Below are 18,686 nucleotides of genomic sequence, written 5' to 3' on the forward strand. Positions count from 1 at the left end.
GGAGGGAGCGGGCATGGGCGACGGCCGACTGCGGTACGTGGCGCTGGGGGACAGCCAGACCGAGGGCGTGGGGGACGGCGACGACGCCACCGGGCTGCGCGGCTGGGCCGACCGGCTCGCCGAGCACCTGGCGGCGGACGGCACGCGCGTGGAGTACGCCAACCTCGCCGTGCGCGGACGCCTGGCCGGACAGGTCCGCGCCGAACAGCTCGCACCCGCCGTGGACCTGCGCCCCGACCTGGCCACCGTCGTCGCGGGCGTCAACGACCTCCTCCGGCCGTCCTACGACGCCGACCGGGTCGCGGGCCACCTGGAGGCGATGTTCGCCGAGCTGGCCGGCACCGGCGCGCGTGTGGCCACCATGACCTTCCCCGACGTCTCGCGGCTCGCCCCGCTGGCCCGCCCGCTGCTCCCCCGCGTCCTGGACCTCAACGAGAGGATCCGCGCGGCGGCGGCCCGGCACGGGGCCGTGGTCGTCGAGACCCACGGGCACGCGGTGACGACGGACCCGCGCCTGTGGTGCGCCGACCGCCTGCACTGCGGTCCGCTGGGACACGCGCGGATCGCCTCGGCCATGGCCTCGGCGCTCGGCGTCCCCGGCCACGACGCCTGGTCCGACCCCCTGCCCCCGGTCGCCCGACCGGGCCGGGTACGCGCCTCGGTCGACGAGGCCCGCTGGCTGGGGTCCTTCCTCGGCCCCTGGCTGGTGCGACGGCTGCGCGGGACCTCCACGGGCGACGGCCGCACGGCCAAGCGCCCGGAACCGCTGCCCGTCGAGCCGGGGCCCGCCGCCCGCCCCTGAAGCCGGACGGCTCCCGGACGGCTCCCGGACGCCCCCCGGACGGCTCGCCCGACCGGCGCGGCCGGGGAGCGGCCACCGCGCCGGACACCGGCGACGAGGCGCACGTCGAACCCGCCCGACCGCCCCGTCCCCGGCGCCCCCGTCCCGCTCTTTGTGCAACTTGTTGCATAATGGATCGCGGACCGGCCCGACACCGGCCCGCGAGGCACCCGCGCGAGGAGACGAGATGAGCGAGTACCCCCACCTCCTGGAACCACTGGATCTGGGCTTCACCACCCTGCCCAACCGCGTCATCATGGGATCGATGCACGTGGGCCTGGAGGAGGTCCCCCAGGGCTTCGAGCGGATGGCGGCCTTCTACGCCGAGCGCGCCCGCGGCGGCGTCGGCCTGATCGTCACCGGCGGCATCGCCCCCAACGCCGAGGGCGCCACGTTCAAGGGCGCCGCCAAGCTCACCACCGAGGCGGAGGCCGACGAGCACCGCCAGATCACCGATGCGGTCCACCGCGAGGGCGGCCGGATCGCGATGCAGATCCTGCACACCGGCCGCTACGCCTTCGACGAGAACCTCGTCGCGCCCAGCGCCCTCCAGGCGCCCATCAACCCCTTCGTCCCCCGCGCCCTCACCGGGGACGAGGTCGAGCGCACCATCGACGACTTCGCGCGCGCGGCGGAACTCGCCCAGCGCGCCGGATACGACGGCGTCGAGGTCATGGGGTCCGAGGGCTACCTCATCAACCAGTTCATCGTGTCCGCGACCAACCGGCGCGACGACCGCTGGGGCGGCTCGTACGAGAACCGCATGCGCTTCCCCGTCGAGATCGTCCGGCGCGTCCGCGAACGCGTCGGCCCCGACTTCATCCTGATCTACCGGCTGTCCATGCTCGACCTCGTCCCGGGCGGCTCCACCTCCGACGAGGTCCTCCGGCTGGCCAGGGCCGTCGAGGAGGCCGGGGCCACCATCATCAACACCGGCATCGGCTGGCACGAGGCGCGCATCCCCACCATCGCCACCTCCGTGCCGCGCGGCGCCTACAGCCGGGTGACCCGGCGCCTCATGGGCGAGGTGTCCGTGCCGCTCGTGGCGGTCAACCGCATCAACACCCCCGAGATCGCCGAGACGGTCCTCGCCGAGGGCCACGCGGACATGGTCTCCCTCGCCCGCCCCCTCCTGGCCGACCCGCACTTCGTGGCCAAGGCCCGCGCGGGCGCGCCCGAGGAGATCAACACCTGCATCGGCTGCAACCAGGCCTGCCTGGACCACACGTTCAGCCTCAAGGTCACGTCCTGCCTGGTCAACCCGCGAGCCTGCCACGAGACCGAGCTGGTGCTCTCCCCCACGCGCGTGCGCAAGAACGTCGCCGTGGTCGGCGCCGGACCCGCCGGGCTGTCCTTCTCCGTCTCCGCCGCCGAGGTCGGCCACGCCGTCACGCTCTTCGACGCGGCCGGGGAGATCGGCGGCCAGCTCAACATGGCCCGCCGCGTGCCCGGCAAGGAGGAGTTCGACGAGACCCTGCGCTACTACCGGGTCCAGCTCGACAAGCACGGCGTGGACGTGCGGCTGAACACCACGGTCACCGCCGACGACCTCGACGGCTTCGACGAGGTCGTCATCGCCACCGGCGTCGCGCCGCGCACGCCCGACATCCCCGGGATCGACCACCCCAAGGTGGTCGGCTACGTGGACGTCCTGCGGGGCGGGGCGGCCGTCGGCGAGACGGTGGCGGTCATCGGCGCCGGCGGGATCGGCTTCGACGTGGCCGAGTTCCTCACCGACGGCGGCGAGGGCGCCTCTCTGGACCCCGACGAGTTCTTCCGTCAGTGGGGCGTGGACACCGACCTCACCTCTCCCGGCGGGCTCCGCGGTCCCGAGCGCTCCGCGGCCCCCCGCTCCGTCCACCTGCTCCAGCGCAAGACCACCAAGGTCGGTGCCGGGCTGGGCAAGACCACCGGGTGGATCCACCGGCTGGAACTGCGCCACCGCGGTGTGGAGATGGTCGCGGGCGCCGACTACGACCGGATCGACGACGAGGGCCTGCACCTGACCGTCGACGGTGACAAGCGCGTCCTCGACGTCGACACCATCGTGGTCTGCGCCGGGCAGGACCCCCGCCGCGACCTCGCCGACGCGCTCATCGCCGCCGGCCGCACGGTGCACGTCATCGGCGGCGCCGACGTGGCCGCTGAGCTCGACGCCAAGCGCGCCATCGACCAGGGCACGCGCCTGGCGGCGTCGCTGTAGCCGCGCGCGGTGCCGCCCGACCCGCGTCGGGCGGCACCGCGCCACCCGGCCGCGGGGCCGGTCCTGTGCCGCCGCGCCTCCGGCCGGAAACCGTGCCGCCGGGCCATGAGCCCGGCACCGTGCCGCCGCTTCAAAAGAGCAGGTCAAGGGAGCCACAAGTCCCCCGGGCACGCATGCCGCGGTCGGCTCGGGGGTAGTCGTCCGGGCATGAGACTCGGTGAACGCGTACGCGAGATCGAAAGCGACGAACGGCTCGACCCGGCGGCGTCCGTACTCCAGCGGCTGGCCGACACCGTGCCCGAGGGCCGCCTGCGCGACCTGCTCCACGGCGTCCAGCTCGGCCACCCGCTCCACCCGCTCTCGGTCCAGCTGCCGCTGGGCGCCTGGCTGTCGGCGGTGCTGCTGGACCTGACGCCGGGCGACCACGACCGGAGCGCGCACGCACTGGTCAACGCCGGTCTGGTGTGCGCGCTGCCGTCCTCGGTGAGCGGGATCGTCGACCTGGCACACCAGCACGAGCGGCAGAAGCGGGTCGGTGTGGCCCACGCGGCGGCGAACGGTCTCGGCTTCCTGCTGTTCGGCGCCTCCTCGGCGGCCCGCGCGGCCGACCGCCGCGGCTGGGGCCGCGCCCTGGCCATGGCCGGTCTGGGCGCGGTTGCCGTGGGCGGGTCGCTCGGCGGGCACCTGGCCTACTACCGGGCCTCGGGGGCCAACAGGGCGGACTACCTCATCGACCTGGTCTCCGACGACTGGAACGACATCGGCACGCTCGACGGGTTCCCGGACGGCGAGCCGGGGCGCGCGGACGTGGACGGGGTCGAGGTCGTGGTCGTGCGGTCGGGCACGGACGTGCACGCCGCGCTGGGCACGTGCACCCACGCGGGCGCCCCGCTGGCGGAGGGGGCCGTGGTCGACGGGTGCCTGCGCTGCCCCTGGCACGGAAGCGAGTTCAGCGTCGACGACGGCTCGGTCGTCCACGGGCCCGCCACCGCCGGGCTGGAGCGCCTGGAGACCTCGGTGGTCGACGGGAGGGTCCTGGTCCGCCTGCCCGCGTCCGGGGCCTGAATCGGTCCCTAGAATGCGCACATGTCCCTGCCCCACGCGATCCTGACCGCCCTGTTGGAGAAGCCGTCCTCCGGGCTGGAGCTGACCCGCCGCTTCGACCGCTCGATCGGCTACTTCTGGTCCGCGACCCACCAGCAGATCTACCGGGAGCTGGGCAAACTGGAGAAGTCGGGGCTGATCAGGGCCCTGCCGTCCGACACCCCGACGCGTGGGCAGCGCAAGGAGTACGAGGTCCTGCCGGCGGGCCGGGAGGAACTGGCGCGGTGGGTGTCGGTTCCCGAGGACCCGCGGGCCCTGCGCGACCCGCTGCCGCTGCGCCTGCGCGCCGCCGGGGTCGTCGGCCTGGGCGACCTGGTCGCGGAGCTGCGGCGGCACCGGAGGCTGCACGGCGAGCAGCTGGCGGAGTACCGGGAGATCGAGCGGCGCGACGCGGCCCGCGACCGGGGCACCGAGCGCGACCGCGTGCAGCGCGTGGTCCTGCGCGCCGGTATCGACATCGAGACCTTCTGGGTCACCTGGCTCGACGACGCCATCGCCGAACTGGCGCAGGACGCTACCTGACCGCGGACTCGGCCTCGGTCCCTGGGGGCCGGGACGGTCCGAGGAGCGGCCGCACCCGGTGCCAGTCCCAGCAGAGCAGGTAGACGGCGCCCAGCAGCATCAGCGACGTGATCAGTGGCGTGCCCACGCCGAAGCCGAGCGAGACGGTGATGACGACGATGCCGGTGATGATCGGCAGGTAGACCGCCGCGCCCAGCGCCGCCGTACGCGGGACGAGCAGCAGCAGCGCCGCGCCCACCTGGCACAGTCCGATGAAGACGTAGAGCGCGCCGAAGTCCTGGTGCAGTGCGGTGAACATGGTGTGGACGTCGCCGAGCGACTCCTCCAGGGTGAAGGGCTCGTTGACGATCTTGCGATAGCCCGAGGGCAGGAACCCGATCGCCAGCAGGATTCTGACGCACCAGGTGAAGTAGGTCAGCGCGCGGATCCTCCGTACGCGCGCGTGCAGCTCGTCGAGACGGGCCGACAGGCGGTTCATGGGAGCCTCCGGGGGTTCGGTGTCCGTACGCTCCACACTCCCCCGCCCCGGCCCGCCACGCGTCCTCCCACGGTGCCCTTCGGGGGGCCGACCATCGTCGCCCCCGCACCGACGGAAGCCATTGCTCCGACGGCCTCGCGGGCTCGGCCGGGGCTCCGGGCGCGGGGTCAGGCGTGCGCCGGGGCCTCCTCGGACAGGTCGTCCGGCCACCGCGGCCGCGCGCGCAGCGGGGCGAGCCGGGACTGCAGCACCATGGCGGCGGCGCCGATGGCGGGTGCCGTCTCGGCCGACGACGACATCCGCACCTCGACCCCGTGCGTGCCACGGGCGAAGAACGCCTGGTCGAGCTCGCGGCGGATGGCCGGAAGGTAGACCGGCCCCGCCGCCGACAGGCTCGCGCCCGTCAGCACGAGCAGGTCCAGGTCCATGACGTTGGCGAGTCCGCGCACGGCGACCGCGAGCCGCCGCGCGGACCGGTCCAGCAGGGCGCGGGCGGTGGGTTCGCCCCGCCGGGCCGCGCGCACCACGGCCGCGAACTCGGCGGGCACCGACGGCGGGGGTCCGTCGGCCCCCCGCTCCAGGCCCGCCGCCCGCGCCAGGCCGGCGTCGGCGCGGGCCTGCGCCACCACCGCGGCCGGACCGGCGACCGCCTCGACGCAGCCGCGGGCCCCGCACCAGCAGGGCGGCCCGTCGACGTCGACGCACACGTGGCCGATCTCGCCCGCGTGGCCGCTGCTCCCGAGGTAGGGGACGCCGTTGACCAGCAGTCCGGCCCCCACCCCGGTGCCCATGTACACGGCCGCGAAGACCGACGACCCGCCGACCACGCCCGACCAGTACTCGCCGAGCGCCGCCGCCGTGGCGTCGTTGCCGAGCACGACCGGCAGGCCGACCGCCTCGCGCAGTTCCGTGCCGATCGGGTAGTCCGCCCAGTAGCGCATGGCGGGCTCGGACGTGCGCGACCCGTGGGTGGCCGAGACCAGGCCCACCCCCAGGACGCGGTCGCGGTCGATCCCCGCGCCCTCCACGAGCACGTCCACCTGTCGGGCGGTCCGCGCCACGACCACGGCCGCGTCCTCGGTACCGACGCCCGCGCTGGTCATCCGGGAGACGACGGCCCCGGTGAGGTCGGTGAGCACGTGGGTGATGCCGACCGGGTCCAGGTGCACGCCCACCGCGTACCTGGCGTCCTGGTTGAGCCGGAGCAGCACCCGCGGCTTGCCCCCGGTCGACTCCGCGCGCCCGGTCTCCAGGACCAGGCCGTCGTCGATGAGGCGGCGGACGACGGTCGAGATCGTGGCGCCGGTGAAGCCGGTGGCCCGCGCCAGTCCGACCCTGCTGATGGTGCCCGCGGCGCGGATGACGTCGAGGACCGCCGCCCTGCTCGTCGTGTGGGGAGTGGCCCGTGCCGTCCCGCCCAAGAGAACCTCCGCCGGTCGTTCCGTGGCGCACGTGCGGGCCGGGCCCGGTCCGCACGGCGCGGGGGCCCGCCCGCCGGCGGCGTGCCCCAGGGTACCGCCGGACCCCGCCTGTGCCGGTGCCGGAGCGCGCGCCTGTTGACTTACTTAGTTCACTAAAGTAAGAATCCTCCGAGTGGTCGGTGAGCGCAAGCGGTGCCGGCCACCGGGCCCGTACGCCCCCGCGTCGGCGCCCCCGTCGCCCCACTCACGACCTGGAGGACCGGATGCGGTTCCGTCAGACCCTGCACGACGGCTGGCGGATGTCCGCCGTGGCCGGCCCCGTCCCGGAGGACATCGCCGGGCGCGACCTGCCCGCGGCGGTACCGGGCAGCACCCACCTGGACCTGTTGGCGGCCGGGCTGATCCCGGAGCCGTACCTGGACTCCGCCGAGACCGAGCTCGCGTGGCTGCACCGCACCGACTGGCGCTACACGCTGGCCTTCGACGCGACCGCGCCCGCGGAGGGCGAACGCGTCGACCTGGCCTTCGACGGCCTGGACACGGTGGCCACCGTCGAACTCAACGGACACGAGCTCGGCCGCACCGCCAACATGCACCGGTCCTACCGCTTCGACGTCCGCGAGGCGCTGCGCGAGGGCGCCAACGAACTCGTCGTCACCTTCCGCTCCGCGCTGGAGTACGCCGAGCGCCAGCGCGAGGCCCTGGGCGCGCGCCCGCACACCAACGCCCACCCGTACAACATGATCCGCAAGATGGCGTGCTCCTTCGGCTGGGACTGGGGGCCCGACCTGCAGACCGCCGGGATCTGGAAGCCCGTCCGCCTGGAGCGCTGGAGCACCGCCCGGCTGGCCGGGGTGCGGCCGCTGGTCACGGTCGCGCCCGACGGCAGCGGGCGCGTCGAGGTGCACGCCGACGTCGAACGCGCGGGCACCGGGGCCGGCACCGGCCTGGTGCTCACCGCGGAGGTGGCCGGACACCGCGTCGAGACCGAGGTGCCCGCCGGGTCCGACACCGCGGTCGCCGTCGTCGAGGTCCCCGACGTCCGGCTGTGGTGGCCCGCGGGGTACGGCGAACAGCCCCTGTACGAGCTGTCCTTCGCCCTCGCCGAGCCCGGCGCCGCCGAGCCGCTCGACTCCGGTTCCCGCCGCGTCGGGTTCCGCACCGTCACCGTGGACACGGAACCGGACGAGCACGGGACCCCGTTCACCATCGCGGTCAACGGCAGGCCGGTCTTCGTCAAGGGCGCCAACTGGATCCCCGACGACCACTTCCTCACCCGCGTCACCCGCGAGCGGATCGAGCGCCGCGTGGACCAGGCGGTCGGGGCGAACATGAACCTGCTCCGCGTGTGGGGCGGCGGCGTCTACGAGAGCGAGGACTTCTACGACGTCTGCGACGAGCGCGGCGTCCTCGTGTGGCAGGACTTCCTCCTGGCCTGCGCCGCCTACCCGGAGGAGGAACCGCTCTGGAGCGAGTTCGAGGCCGAGGCCAGGGAGAACGTCGCCCGGCTGGCCTCGCACGCCTCGCTCGCGCTGTGGAACGGCGGGAACGAGAACCTGTGGGGCTACATGGACTGGGGCTGGCAGGAGCCGCTGGCCGACCGCACGTGGGGCCACGGCTACTACACGGACCTGTTCCCCCGCGTCGTGGCCGAACTCGACCCCACCCGCTTCTACGCCGACGGCAGCCCCTACAGCCCGGGGCACGCGCTCGACGCGGTCCACCCCAACGACGACGACCACGGCACCAAGCACGAGTGGACCGTGTGGAACCAGACGGACTACCGGGCCTACCGCGACAACGTCCCCCGGTTCTGCTCGGAGTTCGGCTTCCAGGGCCCGCCCACGTGGACCACCCTGACCGACTGGGTGCACGACGAGCCGATGACCCCGGAGTCGCCCGCGTTCCTGCTGCACCAGAAGGCCGAGGACGGCAACGGCAAGCTGGACCGGGGATTCTCCGCCCACCTGCCCACGCCCACGACGTTCGAGGACTGGCACTGGGCGACCCAGCTCAACCAGGCGCGCGCCGTCGTCTTCGGGATCGAGCACTACCGGTCCTGGTGGCCGCGCACCGCGGGCGCGGTCGTCTGGCAGATCAACGACTGCTGGCCGGTCACCTCCTGGGCGGCGGTCGACGGCGACGAGCGCCCCAAGCCGCTGCTGTACGGGCTCCGGCACGCCTACGCCCCGCGCCTGCTCACCGTGCAGCCCCGCGACGGCCGCGAGGCCCTGGTGGCGGTCAACGACACCGACGAGCCGTGGGAGGGGCGGGTGGCGGTCGAGCGCCAGACCTTCGCGGGCACCGTGCTCGCCGACGAGGGGATCGCGCTCGCCGTGGGGCCGCGCGCCACCGCCGAACTCGACCTGGCCCGACCGCTCCTCGCGGCCCGGAACACCAAGGAGGAGGTGCTGGTGGCGACCTGCGGGGACGTCCGCGCCGTGCACCTGTTCCGCGAGGACACCGACCTGCGCTACGCCCCGGACGCCCTGACCGCCGAGGCGGTCGCGGTCCCCGGCGGCTACCGCGTGGACGTGCGCGCCGGGTCCTTCGCCCGGGACGTCGCGATCCTGGCCGACCGGGTGGCGCCGGACGCCGAGGTGGACGACATGCTCGTCAGCCTGCTCGCCGGGGAGAGCCGCTCGTTCACGGTCCGGACGGCGGCCGACATCGACCCGTCCGCCCTGACCGCGCCGCTGGTGCTGCGCTCGGCCAACACCCCGCACGCCGGCAGGGGACGCGGCTGATGGACGAGCCGGGACGCGGTCCCGCGGGATCCGGACGGGTCGGGCTGGTCGTCGCCCGGCCCGTCCGGATGCTCGGCACCGAGCCGTACTTCATGGAGTTCGTGGCGGGTATCGAGGAGCGGCTGGCCGCTCGCGGCGTGTCGGTGATCCTCCACCTGGTGGCCACGCCCGAGGAGGAGGCCGCGACCTACCGGCGCTGGGCGGACCGGTGCCTCGTGGACGCGGTGATCGTGGTGAACCTGACCGCCGACGACGAACGGCCGCGGCTCCTGCGCGCGCTGGGACTGCCCGCCGTGCTGGCGGGCACATGGGACGGACCACCCGACCCGCCCGCCGTGCGCACCGACGACGCGGCCCCGGTGCGCGAGGCCGTGGACCGGCTCGTGGAGCTGGGCCACCGGGACATCGCCCGCGTGAGCGGCCCCGCCCGGCTGCGGCACACCGTCGCCCGCACCGCCGCCCTCACCGAGGCGTGCCACGAGGCGGGGCTTCCCGAACCGACGGTGGTGGAGGGCGACTACTCGCACGAGTCGGGCGCACGGCTCACGGCCGAGCTGCTCAGGGGCGCGCCGCGGCCGACGGCGATCCTGTACGACAACGACGCCATGGCGGTCGCGGGCCTGGCCGCCGCCCGGGAGCTGCGCGTCCCGGTGCCGGAACGGCTGAGCCTGGTGGCCTGGGACGACTCGGTCCTGTGCCAGCTGGCCACGCCGCCGCTGAGCGCCATGAGCGTGGACGTGTACCAGTACGGCTCCTCGGTCGCCCGCTCCGTCCTGGAACTGCTCGACGGCGGCCCGGTCGAAGCGCGGTGGTCCCCGACCGCCCGCTTCGTCGCCCGCGGCAGCACGGCCCCGGCCCGGACGTGAGGACCGCGCACCCGCCGCCCGCGGCCCTGGGGCGGGTGCCGCGGACACCCACCCCGCCGCGCGGCGCCCCAGCGGCGTCCACGGGACCGCCCTAGACTCGCTGCGAGCGACCGGGGGTCCGCCCCCGGCGCTGCGCGCACACCCGTGAACCGACCAGGACCGAGCCGTGCCCTTCCTGCTGGCCACCGAGCCCGGACACCCCGACCGCGACAACGAGGACTTCGCGGCCGTCACCCCCGACGGGGTCGTCCTCCTGGACGGGGTCAGCGCCCCGTACGGCGTCGACACCGGCTGCGCGCACGGCGTCGCCTGGTACACCCGGCGCCTGGGCGGTCTCCTGGCGGCCGGGCTCGTGGGCGACCGACCGCTGCGGGACGTGCTCGCCGCGGCGGTCACCACCGTGTCGTCGCTCCACGGACCCGGCTGCGACCTCACCTGCCAGGAGACCCCCTCGGCCACCGTCCTCCTGGTCCGCTTCGCCGGCGACCGCCTGGACCACCTCGTGCTGTCGGACTCGGTGCTCCTGGCCGAGGACACGCACGGCACGGTCACCGCCATCGCGGACACCCGCCTGGACGACCTGCGGCGGAAGCTCGCCTCCGCTCCCCTGACCACGCGCGCGGGCACCCCCGAACGCCGGGCCGAACTCGACGAACGGGGCCGGGCGATCCGGGCGCACCGCAACGTGCCGGGCGGGTTCTGGACCGCCGGGGCCGACCCCCGCGCGGCCGCCGAAGCCCTGACCGGATCCCTGCCCCTGGACGGGCTGGCCGGGTTCGCCGCGATGACGGACGGCGCCACCCGCGGCGTGGAGGTCTTCGGCACCCAGACCTGGCACGACTGCTACACCCTCGCCATGGGCGGCCCCGCCGCACTCATCGGCCACGTGCGCGCACTGGAGGGGGCCGACGCCGAACGGCGGGAGTCCACGCCCGGCAAGCTCCACGACGACGCCACCGTCGTCACGTGGACCCCGAACTGACGCGGGGTCCGGGGCCTCTGGAGGGGCTCCTGGACCCCGGACACGCGAAAGGCCGGTTGCTCCTCGCCGTGTGCACGATATGTGCACCGGCTCGGACCAACCGGCCCTCGCTACCTCTACCGGCCGAACGCTCACCTGCGTGAACATCGGCCTCGTGCGGTGGAGGAGGGATTTGAACCCTCGAAGGGTTGCCCCTTACCCGCTTTCGAGGCGGGCGCCATCGGCCACTAGGCGACTCCACCGAGAGGAACTCTACCGGATCCTGCGCCGCTCGAAAAATCGAATCAGCAGATCCGCGCACCGGGTGGCGACGTCCTCGCTGACCAGGTCGGGTGGAACGACTTCCGGACGGTGGTTGAGACGGGGGTCGCGCACCACGTCCCACAGGGATCCGACGGCTCCGGCCTTGGCGTCGCGGGCCCCGAAGACCAGCCGGTCCACCCGGGACAGGACGATCGCGCCGGCGCACATCGTGCACGGCTCCAGCGTCACGGCCAGCGTGCAGCCGCTCAGGCGCCACTCACCGCGCGCGCGGGCCGCGGCGCGCAGGGCGAGCACCTCGGCGTGCGCCGTGGGGTCTCCGGTGGCCTCACGCTCGTTGCGGCCCGTCCCCAGGACGGCCCCGTCCGCGTCGAGCACCACCGCGCCCACCGGAACGTCCCCGGTCCGCTCGGCGAGCTCGCCCTCCGCGATCGCCCTGCGCAGAGCGGCGTCCACGGCGTCCCGGTCCGGCACCCGGTCACAGCCTCATGTCGTCGAGGAGGTCGGCGAAACCGGCGCGTTCGGCGACGACCGCCAGGACGTCGCTGGGCAGCACTCCGCCGCCGACCGACAGCGAGCGCAGTTCGTCCGCGGTGATCCCCAGGTCGGTGAGCAGGCGGCCGTCGCCGTCCGGAGCCGGATTGGGGCGCGCTCCCGCGCTCTCCGCCGGCTGGGGGGCGCCGAGGCCGCCGGCCTCGGAGAGCACCGCCGCGAGCGGGTGGTCGTGCACCACCCGGGCGTCGGACAGGTAGACACGGGGCTCGCCGTCCTCCTCGGCACGGACGAGAGCGAACCACTCGTCGTCGGCCTCGATGAGGAGGAGGGAGAGGTCACCGCCCCGCTCGACGGCGAAGTCGATCATGAGGTCCGTGATGTCGTCGATGACGTCCACGTCCCCGAGTTCGACCTCGGTTCCCCGCCACGTCTTCCCGTTGGGGGCGAAGACAGCTGCGAAGATCGACACCGCGCGCGCTCCTGTTCTCCGAGGTGTTCGTCCTGGTACCCCTTACCCCATCCCGTCAAGTACACGCTGGAAGGACTGGGCGAATCCCAACCGTTCGGACACGCTGGCCAGGACCTCGTCGGGGTACAGGTCCAGGTCCCCCGCCAGCGCGCCGAGCTCCATCTCGTCCAGGCCGAGGTCGGCCACGATCGACAGGTCGCCGGCCGGCAGGACCTGGTCGAGGTCGTCGTCGTCCGGCTGGTCGATGTCCAGGTAGTCCAGGACGTCCCGGGCCACCTGCCAGTCGACGGAGGCGGTCACGTCCGAGAGGAAGAGGGAGACCTCCTCGCCGTAGACCCTGGCGATGATGAAGAAGTCGTCGCCGACCGAGACCAGCCCGAGGGAACCGCTGATGCTGGGCTGCTGCCGCAGCGCGTGGACCAGCCCCTTGAGGTCGCGTGTGAGCGACACGGGGAGGAGTTCGACGTCCCAGTACTCCTCTTCCCGGTACGCGATCGCCGCGAAGTCGCCCGAGTCGTCGTCACCATGATCCAGAACAGTCATCGTCACCCCAGCCCGGCCGGTGCAATAGGTGCGGGCGAGGTCCCGCCGATCGCCCGCGCGTGTGTCATGGTAACGATCACTTCCGCCTCGCCGTCGCCCTTGTCTCCTGCGTCAGTCCGCCCACGTTCTCATGAGAACCGACGCGCCGCCTCCCTGCGGGCCGTTCCGGGGAATCGGTGCCCGCCGCGCGCCGTCCGGGCCGTGGCCCGCGGTCGGGCTTCTCCTCCCCGGTGGGACGCGAGTGAACCCTGGTACGGGGGTCGCTCACGGTTAGACTCGGGCCGACCCCTCATCCCCACCACCGTCCTGTTGTCCCAGCTCATCCGGAGAACGTCTTGGAAACCCTGGTCGTCGACCACCCCTTGGTCGCGCACAAGCTGACCACCCTGCGCGACGTGGGAACCGACTCGCCCACCTTCCGGCGGCTCACCGACGAGTTGGTGACCCTCCTCGCCTACGAGGCGACACGGGACGTCCGAGTGACCGACGTCACCATCCGGACCCCGCTCGTGGAGACCACCGGCACACAGCTCACGCGTCCCACGCCGCTCGTCGTCCCGATCCTGCGCGCGGGCCTGGGCATGCTCGACGGCATGACCCGCCTGCTGCCCACGGCCGAGGTCGGCTTCCTGGGCATGGCCCGCGACGAGGAGACCCTGCAGCCCGCCACCTACGCCGACCGGCTGCCGCAGGACCTGTCCGGCCGCCAGTGCTACGTGCTGGACCCGATGCTGGCCACCGGCGGGACGCTGGCGGCGGCACTCAAGCTCCTGGTGGACCGGGGGGCCGACCACATCACGGCGCTGTGCCTTCTGGCCGCCCCGGAAGGGCTGGTAGCGGTCGAGCGGAAGCTGACCGAAACCCTGAGGCCAGACCACGGCGCGACGCTGCGGGTGGTGACCGCGGCCGTGGACGAGCGCCTGAACGAGCACGGCTTCATCCTCCCCGGCCTGGGCGACGCCGGCGACCGCCTCTACGGCTGCGCCTGACGGCCGGCCCCGCACGCCGACAGCGCCCGACCGGTCTCCGGTCGGGCGCTTTTTCGGTTCTTTTCGGATGTGGATGAATGAACGTCCGTAAATCGGGCATTGATCCCTCGCCGAGCGCGTCGACCCAGGTGGCAGCCGGAGGTCGGGCAACCCGCGACACGGTATTGCATTAGCCGAATTCATTTCGAGATTGGAACGTAACCGATTACAGTGATCATGGTTCCTGACCACCCGTAACCGGGTCGACCCACCAGGCCGAAACCACCCCACACCGGCACAGCCGCTGACGGCCGAGTCCAGTGTCCGCCCCGGGACGCTGCTCCGCCGACCCTCCAACGGCTACGTAAAGCCCCCGACCGCCTACGCTGCGCCATCAGCCGCCCCCAGGCCCTCAAGGAGTGAGATGCCCGAGAACCGCTACCCCGCGACGACCAGGACAGCCCCCGACACGCACTTCGGCCCGGTCGTCAGTCGTCTGTCCTCCGAGTTCTCCGGCGTCCACCACTCCTCCACCGTCACCCGCTGCGTCGACGCGGCTAGACACGGGGCGCAGGACGTCACGGGGCGGGCCACACCCGACCTCGTCGAGCGCATCGCGCGCCAGCACCTCCAGGTGCTCGCGATGGCGTTCGCCGAACAGCACTAGGCCCCGGTCGCACACCGGGTCGGTCGCCGCACGGGTCAGGCGCCGGTCCGGGGCGGTCGCCAGGCCGGGCCGGTTCGGTCGCCGCGTCGGGTCCGGTCGCTTCGACGCGCTGACGTGCGGGAGTCGAAGACCATTCCGGACCACCCTTCACTGGGTTACCAACCCCACCGGAACCGGACACACCCCGCAAGCCTCGAACCGACGACATACCGCCACGCCGAGGGTGGGCCCCAGGCTTTACGGGCATCATCGTCAATGCGAGAATCACTGCTGGGTCGGTGGGTCAGGTGGATTCCAAGGGGAGTCAGTCGTGGCGAAGTTGAAGAAATGGGGCGGTTACGCGCTCATCGGTTTCGTGGCGTTCTATCTGCTCACGCAACCAGAAAGCGCCGCCGGGGTGATCCAGAGCGCCCTGGGCGGGCTCATGGGCGGCGCGGAGTCGATGTCCCGCTTCGTTAACGCGCTGCTGCCGTAAGGGGTTGGTCCGCTGCCATGCGGCTCGTCGCGTCGAGCAACAGCGCTCCAGCGTCAGTCAACCGCTACCTCCTGCCCCATGAGCAGGACGTGGTGACCATCCGTCGGCACCCGGCGGTCCTGATCGGTCCGGTCGGAGCGGTGCTCGGCGCGCTGATCTTCGCCGGGATCCTCAGCAATCTGCCGTTCGCGTCCGACAGCGCCGCGACCCTGGCCATCATCTGGTGGCTGTGGCTGCTGGTGCTGGTGTGGTTCGTGTGGCGCGTGGCCGAGTGGTCCGTGGACTACTTCGTCATCACGTCGGCCCGCCTGCTGCTGACCACGGGACTCATCACCCGCCAGGTCAACATGATGCCGCTGGGCAAGGTCACGGACATGCGGTTCGAGCGGACACTGCTGGGCCGGTTCCTCGGTTACGGGACGTTCGTGATGGAGTCCGCCGGACAGGACCAGGCGCTGAGCAGGATCGCCTTCATCCCGTACCCTGAGCAGCTCTACCTCGAGGTCGTGGGGCTCATCTTCAAGGAGTAGCCGCCCGCGTCCAGGTTCGACGAGAGCACCCGCCGTCCCGGCGGGTGCTCTTCGCCGTCCGGCCCCGCACGGAGATCCGCGTTCGACCTTCGTTCACCTTCCGTTCACCTAACTCACCGGCCAGGCTTCCCTGGCCGCGACGCGATGTGACCGAGCCCTCCCGGACAGCCTCGGCCACCCCCGTGACCTGCGGCGCCGCACATCCGACCGAGAGGGACCCGCTGCCCGGCGGACGCGTCAGGGGAAAACGAATTGACTTGAAGGTGAACATAGGGTTAACTCGGGTGATCTGATACGGAAACGAGGAGGTTCCCATGGCACGCAGCAACAATGCGCCACACCTCGCTCGCTCCACCGAGGCCGGTGGGCGTACCCGCCCCGAGGCCGAGACCCGGCGGCTCACCGGACTGACGACCACCCCGGTCCACGTCCCGCAGCCCCGCGACGGTGCCGACACCACGCGTTCGGGCCATCCGATCATGCACTGGGTCATGGTCACCGACGACAACGGCCGCACGCGCCCCGAGGCGCGCTGGCTGTAACCGACGGACGCGGCGCAGGCGGCCTCCGCGCCACGGACCCACGGTCCGTCGGCGCGGTGCCCGAGCCGCCCCCGCGACCGGAGAGCCGCCAGGCCTCGGCCATCGAGCGAGTGAAGGGCCGCCCCGAGGGGCGGCCCTTCGTGTGTCCGGCCGGCGGACCGCCGAAGTTCCTATGTCGACAAATCGGCTTGTCCGTGAAGCGAGATACAGACGACCGCAACCCCACCACTGACCGTGACGTCGGAGTGACTCCCGTCTCATTCGCCTGCGCTTGCACTTCAGCATGACGAGACGTATCGTCTTGTCCATGAGGCTGTACTTCTTCCTGTAGCAACCGCGCCGGACACCCGTGTTCCGAGCACCGCGACCCGCTGATCTGCGGCGTCGCGCCGCTCCACCGGTGTCCCATCCCGCGCGGTCGTGCCGGGCAGCCTCCACGTTCCCTCGCGACATGACACCCGCCCTCGTGGGCGCGTTCCTGTCCGAAACCACGTGCCACAGGCCGCCTCTCGCCGACCCGCGCCCCCACGGATCACACGAGAGAGGACGCCCCACCATGACCACCGGACTTCGCTCCCGCTCCCAGCTCACCCTCACCGACGTGGCCAAGCGCTACGGGGACCACCTCGTCCTGGACCGCGTCACCCTCGCCATCGCACCCGGGGAACGCGTCGGTGTCATCGGCGACAACGGCTCGGGCAAGAGCACGCTGCTGCGCCTGCTCGCCGGACGGGAGCGCCCCGACAACGGTGACCTCGTCGTCCGGGCGCCCGGGGGCGTCGGCTACCTGCCCCAGACCCTGGACGAGGTTCCCGGCGCGTTCCCCGCGGGCACGGTCCAGGGCGCCGTCGACGCCGCCCTGGCCGACCTGCGCGCACTGGAGCGGCGCCTGCGCCGGGCCGAGGCGGGACTCGGCTCCGCCACCCGCGCGGAACTGGACTCCTACGGCGACCTGCTCGCCGAGTTCGAGATCCGCGGCGGCTACGACGCCGACGCCCGCGTCGACGCCGGACTGCACGGGCTGGGCCTAACCGGCCTCGACCGCGCCCGTCCGCTGCGCACTCTGTCCGGGGGCGAGCGCTCCCGCCTGGCCCTGGCCGGGGTCCTGGCCGCCGCGCCCGAACTCCTGCTGCTGGACGAGCCCACCAACGACCTGGACGACCAGGCGGTGGCCTGGCTGGAGGAGCGTCTGCGCTCGCATCGCGGCACGGTCGTCGCCGTCACGCACGACCGCGCCTTCCTGGCCGGGGTGACCGGCACCGTGTTGGAGGCCGACCACGTCGCGCACCGGATCAACCGGTACGGCAACGGCTACGACGGGTTCCTCGCCGCCAAGGCGGCGGCCCGGTCCCGCTGGATCCGGGAGTACGAGGAGTGGAGGCTGGACACCGCCCGCCAGCGGCGCCTGGTCCGGAACAACGCCCAGCGCCTGGACGACATCCCCCGCCGGATGGCCAAGGCCGCCTTCGGGCACGGGGGTTTCCGGCTGCGGGGCGCCGACCACGGCGCGCGGAGCCGGATCCGTGTCGCGAAGGAGCGGTTGCGGCGGCTGACCGACGACCCAGTGCCACCGCCCCCGGTGTCCCTGCGGATGACCGCCGAGTTCTCCTCGGCACCGCCGCAGGCGGATCCGGAAGCGCCCGGTTCACCCTCGCCGGAGGTGCCGGTCGGGTCCGGTGCACCGCCCGCCGCCGTCCTCGACCGCGTCCGGGTCGGCCACCGCCTGGACGTCGAGGCCCTGACCGTGGCCGCCGGCGAGCGGGTCCTGGTCACCGGTCCCAACGGAGCGGGCAAGACGACCCTGCTCAGGGTGCTGGCCGGGGAACTGGCCCCGACCTCGGGCTCGGTGTCGGTGTCCGCCCGGGTCGGCCACCTGCGGCAGGACGACCCCGTTCCGCCGCCCGGTCACACGGTCCTGCGGGCCTACGCCGAGGGGCGTTCCGAACCGCCCGAAGACCTGCGGGAGGAGTTGGGATCGCTCGGCCTGTTCCGGCCCGCGGAGTTGGACCGGCCGGTCGCGGCGCTGTCGGTCGGCCAGAGGCGGCGGATCGAGGTGGCCCGGCTGACCTCGGGCGTCCACGACCTCCTGCTGCTGGACGAGCCGACCAACCACCTCTCCCCCGGCCTGGTGGAGGAGTTGGAGCAGGCACTGTCCCGCTACACGGGCGCGCTGGTCATCGTGACGCACGACCGGCGGGCACGTGAGCGGTTCTCCGGCCGACGCGTGGAGCTGCGGGAGGGAGCGGTCTTCCGTGATTCTGACGCTCAGTGATGTCGACGTAGCTCTTTGTCGACAAATCGGCTTGGCCATAAACCGATTAAGCAGCTGACCGATATGGGGACGTCTCGCGCACCGGGACCCGTCCGACCATACCCGCCCGTGTCGGACGGGTCCCCCGCGGTCTCCCGGTCGATCCGGTCACGCCCACGGAGCGACCGGGCGAGGCCGTCCAGGCGGTGCGCTTCCGCACGCGCGCGGTCCCACGAGGGGTGACACATGGTGGAGTCTCCTGTCGTCGCCGTCCACGGGCACCGGGACGCACGAGTGGGGGTGAGGGAGGGGCGGCGGCAC

The 18,686-nt window shown here is 73.1% G+C and carries 18 protein-coding genes and 1 tRNA gene; 13 read left to right on the forward strand and 6 right to left on the reverse strand.

Features of this window, described 5'->3' with window-relative positions:
* Window positions 1-13 precede the first annotated feature (13 nt).
* The 4 genes from ADL05_RS27165 (at window position 14) to ADL05_RS27180 (ending at window position 4,670) form a co-directional block, all read left to right on the forward strand.
* Window positions 14-802: an SGNH/GDSL hydrolase family protein gene (locus tag ADL05_RS27165; protein ID WP_053619865.1), complete on the forward strand. Its 789-nt coding sequence runs from the start codon at window positions 14-16 to the stop codon at window positions 800-802.
* 226 nt (window positions 803-1,028) lie between these two features.
* Window positions 1,029-3,044: an NADPH-dependent 2,4-dienoyl-CoA reductase gene (locus ADL05_RS27170; RefSeq protein WP_053619866.1), complete on the forward strand. Its 2,016-nt coding sequence runs from the start codon at window positions 1,029-1,031 to the stop codon at window positions 3,042-3,044.
* Between the two features lie 207 nt (window positions 3,045-3,251).
* Window positions 3,252-4,109: a Rieske (2Fe-2S) protein gene (locus ADL05_RS27175; protein WP_053619867.1), complete on the forward strand. Its 858-nt coding sequence runs from the start codon at window positions 3,252-3,254 to the stop codon at window positions 4,107-4,109.
* 21 nt (window positions 4,110-4,130) lie between these two features.
* Window positions 4,131-4,670 carry a PadR family transcriptional regulator gene (locus ADL05_RS27180; RefSeq protein WP_053619868.1) on the forward strand — a complete coding sequence of 180 codons (540 nt, stop codon included), beginning with the start codon at window positions 4,131-4,133 and terminating at the stop codon, window positions 4,668-4,670.
* Here the strand turns inward: ADL05_RS27180 and ADL05_RS27185 are convergent.
* Window positions 4,663-5,148 carry a hypothetical protein gene (locus ADL05_RS27185; protein WP_156366072.1) on the reverse strand — a complete coding sequence of 162 codons (486 nt, stop codon included), beginning with the start codon at window positions 5,146-5,148 and terminating at the stop codon, window positions 4,663-4,665. The genes ADL05_RS27180 and ADL05_RS27185 overlap by 8 nt on opposite strands.
* 167 nt (window positions 5,149-5,315) lie before the next feature.
* Window positions 5,316-6,569, reverse strand: coding sequence for an ROK family transcriptional regulator (locus ADL05_RS27190; protein ID WP_053619870.1), 1,254 nt, complete (start codon window positions 6,567-6,569; stop codon window positions 5,316-5,318).
* Window positions 6,570-6,832: 263 nt separating this feature from the next.
* On the opposite strand from ADL05_RS27190, the gene ADL05_RS27195 reads away from it, so the two are divergent.
* The 3 genes from ADL05_RS27195 (at window position 6,833) to ADL05_RS27205 (ending at window position 11,164) form a co-directional block, all read left to right on the forward strand.
* Window positions 6,833-9,316, forward strand: a complete 2,484-nt coding sequence (locus ADL05_RS27195) for a glycoside hydrolase family 2 protein (protein WP_053619871.1) — start codon at window positions 6,833-6,835, stop codon at window positions 9,314-9,316.
* A complete protein-coding gene (locus ADL05_RS27200; protein ID WP_053619872.1) occupies window positions 9,316-10,182 on the forward strand; it encodes a LacI family DNA-binding transcriptional regulator in 867 nt (288 codons plus the stop codon). Before ADL05_RS27195 ends, ADL05_RS27200 begins: the two co-directional genes overlap by 1 nt.
* Window positions 10,183-10,348: 166 nt before the next feature.
* Window positions 10,349-11,164: a protein phosphatase 2C domain-containing protein gene (locus tag ADL05_RS27205; protein WP_053619873.1), complete on the forward strand. Its 816-nt coding sequence runs from the start codon at window positions 10,349-10,351 to the stop codon at window positions 11,162-11,164.
* Between the two features lie 157 nt (window positions 11,165-11,321).
* Here the strand turns inward: ADL05_RS27205 and ADL05_RS27210 are convergent.
* The 4 genes from ADL05_RS27210 to ADL05_RS27225 form a co-directional block, all read right to left on the reverse strand.
* Window positions 11,322-11,406 (reverse strand) — tRNA-Ser (locus ADL05_RS27210).
* Between the two features lie 10 nt (window positions 11,407-11,416).
* Window positions 11,417-11,899: a nucleoside deaminase gene (locus ADL05_RS27215; RefSeq protein ID WP_053619874.1), complete on the reverse strand. Its 483-nt coding sequence runs from the start codon at window positions 11,897-11,899 to the stop codon at window positions 11,417-11,419.
* A 4-nt stretch (window positions 11,900-11,903) separates the two neighbouring features.
* On the reverse strand, window positions 11,904-12,389 hold the full coding sequence (locus tag ADL05_RS27220; RefSeq protein WP_053619875.1) for a tRNA adenosine deaminase-associated protein: 486 nt from the start codon (window positions 12,387-12,389) through the stop codon (window positions 11,904-11,906).
* A gap of 42 nt (window positions 12,390-12,431) precedes the next feature.
* Complete coding sequence (locus tag ADL05_RS27225; RefSeq protein WP_053619876.1) at window positions 12,432-12,932, reverse strand: tRNA adenosine deaminase-associated protein; 501 nt, start codon at window positions 12,930-12,932, stop codon at window positions 12,432-12,434.
* A gap of 335 nt (window positions 12,933-13,267) precedes the next feature.
* Between ADL05_RS27225 and upp the strand changes: the two genes are divergently transcribed.
* The 6 genes from upp (at window position 13,268) to ADL05_RS27250 (ending at window position 18,386) form a co-directional block, all read left to right on the forward strand.
* Entirely contained in the window at window positions 13,268-13,921 is a 654-nt protein-coding gene (gene upp, locus ADL05_RS27230; RefSeq protein WP_053619877.1) for a uracil phosphoribosyltransferase, read from the forward strand.
* 403 nt (window positions 13,922-14,324) lie between these two features.
* Window positions 14,325-14,567 carry a hypothetical protein gene (locus tag ADL05_RS27235; RefSeq protein WP_053619878.1) on the forward strand — a complete coding sequence of 81 codons (243 nt, stop codon included), beginning with the start codon at window positions 14,325-14,327 and terminating at the stop codon, window positions 14,565-14,567.
* Window positions 14,568-14,877: 310 nt separating this feature from the next.
* Window positions 14,878-15,042 carry a hypothetical protein gene (locus ADL05_RS31390; RefSeq protein WP_170293704.1) on the forward strand — a complete coding sequence of 55 codons (165 nt, stop codon included), beginning with the start codon at window positions 14,878-14,880 and terminating at the stop codon, window positions 15,040-15,042.
* A gap of 17 nt (window positions 15,043-15,059) precedes the next feature.
* Complete coding sequence (locus ADL05_RS27240) at window positions 15,060-15,572, forward strand: PH domain-containing protein (protein ID WP_053619879.1); 513 nt, start codon at window positions 15,060-15,062, stop codon at window positions 15,570-15,572.
* Between the two features lie 314 nt (window positions 15,573-15,886).
* Complete coding sequence (locus ADL05_RS27245; protein ID WP_053619880.1) at window positions 15,887-16,114, forward strand: hypothetical protein; 228 nt, start codon at window positions 15,887-15,889, stop codon at window positions 16,112-16,114.
* Between the two features lie 556 nt (window positions 16,115-16,670).
* Entirely contained in the window at window positions 16,671-18,386 is a 1,716-nt protein-coding gene (locus ADL05_RS27250) for an ABC-F family ATP-binding cassette domain-containing protein (protein ID WP_053619881.1), read from the forward strand.
* The last annotated feature ends 300 nt before the right edge of the window (window positions 18,387-18,686 follow it).

It is taken from the genome of Nocardiopsis sp. NRRL B-16309 (assembly GCF_001279585.1).
Classification (GTDB): Bacteria; Actinomycetota; Actinomycetes; order Streptosporangiales; family Streptosporangiaceae; genus Nocardiopsis.

Excerpts from the sequence above, each read along its gene's own strand:
- ADL05_RS27165 (WP_053619865.1), top strand. The coding sequence starts at position 14 with ATGGGCGACGGCCGACTGCGGTACGTGGCGCTGGGGGACAGCCAGACC.
- ADL05_RS27170 (WP_053619866.1), top strand. The coding sequence starts at position 1,029 with ATGAGCGAGTACCCCCACCTCCTGGAACCACTGGATCTGGGCTTCACC.
- ADL05_RS27175 (WP_053619867.1), top strand. The coding sequence starts at position 3,252 with ATGAGACTCGGTGAACGCGTACGCGAGATCGAAAGCGACGAACGGCTC.
- ADL05_RS27180 (WP_053619868.1), top strand. The coding sequence starts at position 4,131 with ATGTCCCTGCCCCACGCGATCCTGACCGCCCTGTTGGAGAAGCCGTCC.
- ADL05_RS27185 (WP_156366072.1), bottom strand. The coding sequence starts at position 5,148 with ATGAACCGCCTGTCGGCCCGTCTCGACGAGCTGCACGCGCGCGTACGG.
- ADL05_RS27195 (WP_053619871.1), top strand. The coding sequence starts at position 6,833 with ATGCGGTTCCGTCAGACCCTGCACGACGGCTGGCGGATGTCCGCCGTG.
- ADL05_RS27200 (WP_053619872.1), top strand. The coding sequence starts at position 9,316 with ATGGACGAGCCGGGACGCGGTCCCGCGGGATCCGGACGGGTCGGGCTG.
- ADL05_RS27225 (WP_053619876.1), bottom strand. The coding sequence starts at position 12,932 with ATGACTGTTCTGGATCATGGTGACGACGACTCGGGCGACTTCGCGGCG.
- ADL05_RS27235 (WP_053619878.1), top strand. The coding sequence starts at position 14,325 with ATGCCCGAGAACCGCTACCCCGCGACGACCAGGACAGCCCCCGACACG.
- ADL05_RS27240 (WP_053619879.1), top strand. The coding sequence starts at position 15,060 with ATGCGGCTCGTCGCGTCGAGCAACAGCGCTCCAGCGTCAGTCAACCGC.
- ADL05_RS27245 (WP_053619880.1), top strand. The coding sequence starts at position 15,887 with ATGGCACGCAGCAACAATGCGCCACACCTCGCTCGCTCCACCGAGGCC.
- ADL05_RS27250 (WP_053619881.1), top strand. The coding sequence starts at position 16,671 with ATGACCACCGGACTTCGCTCCCGCTCCCAGCTCACCCTCACCGACGTG.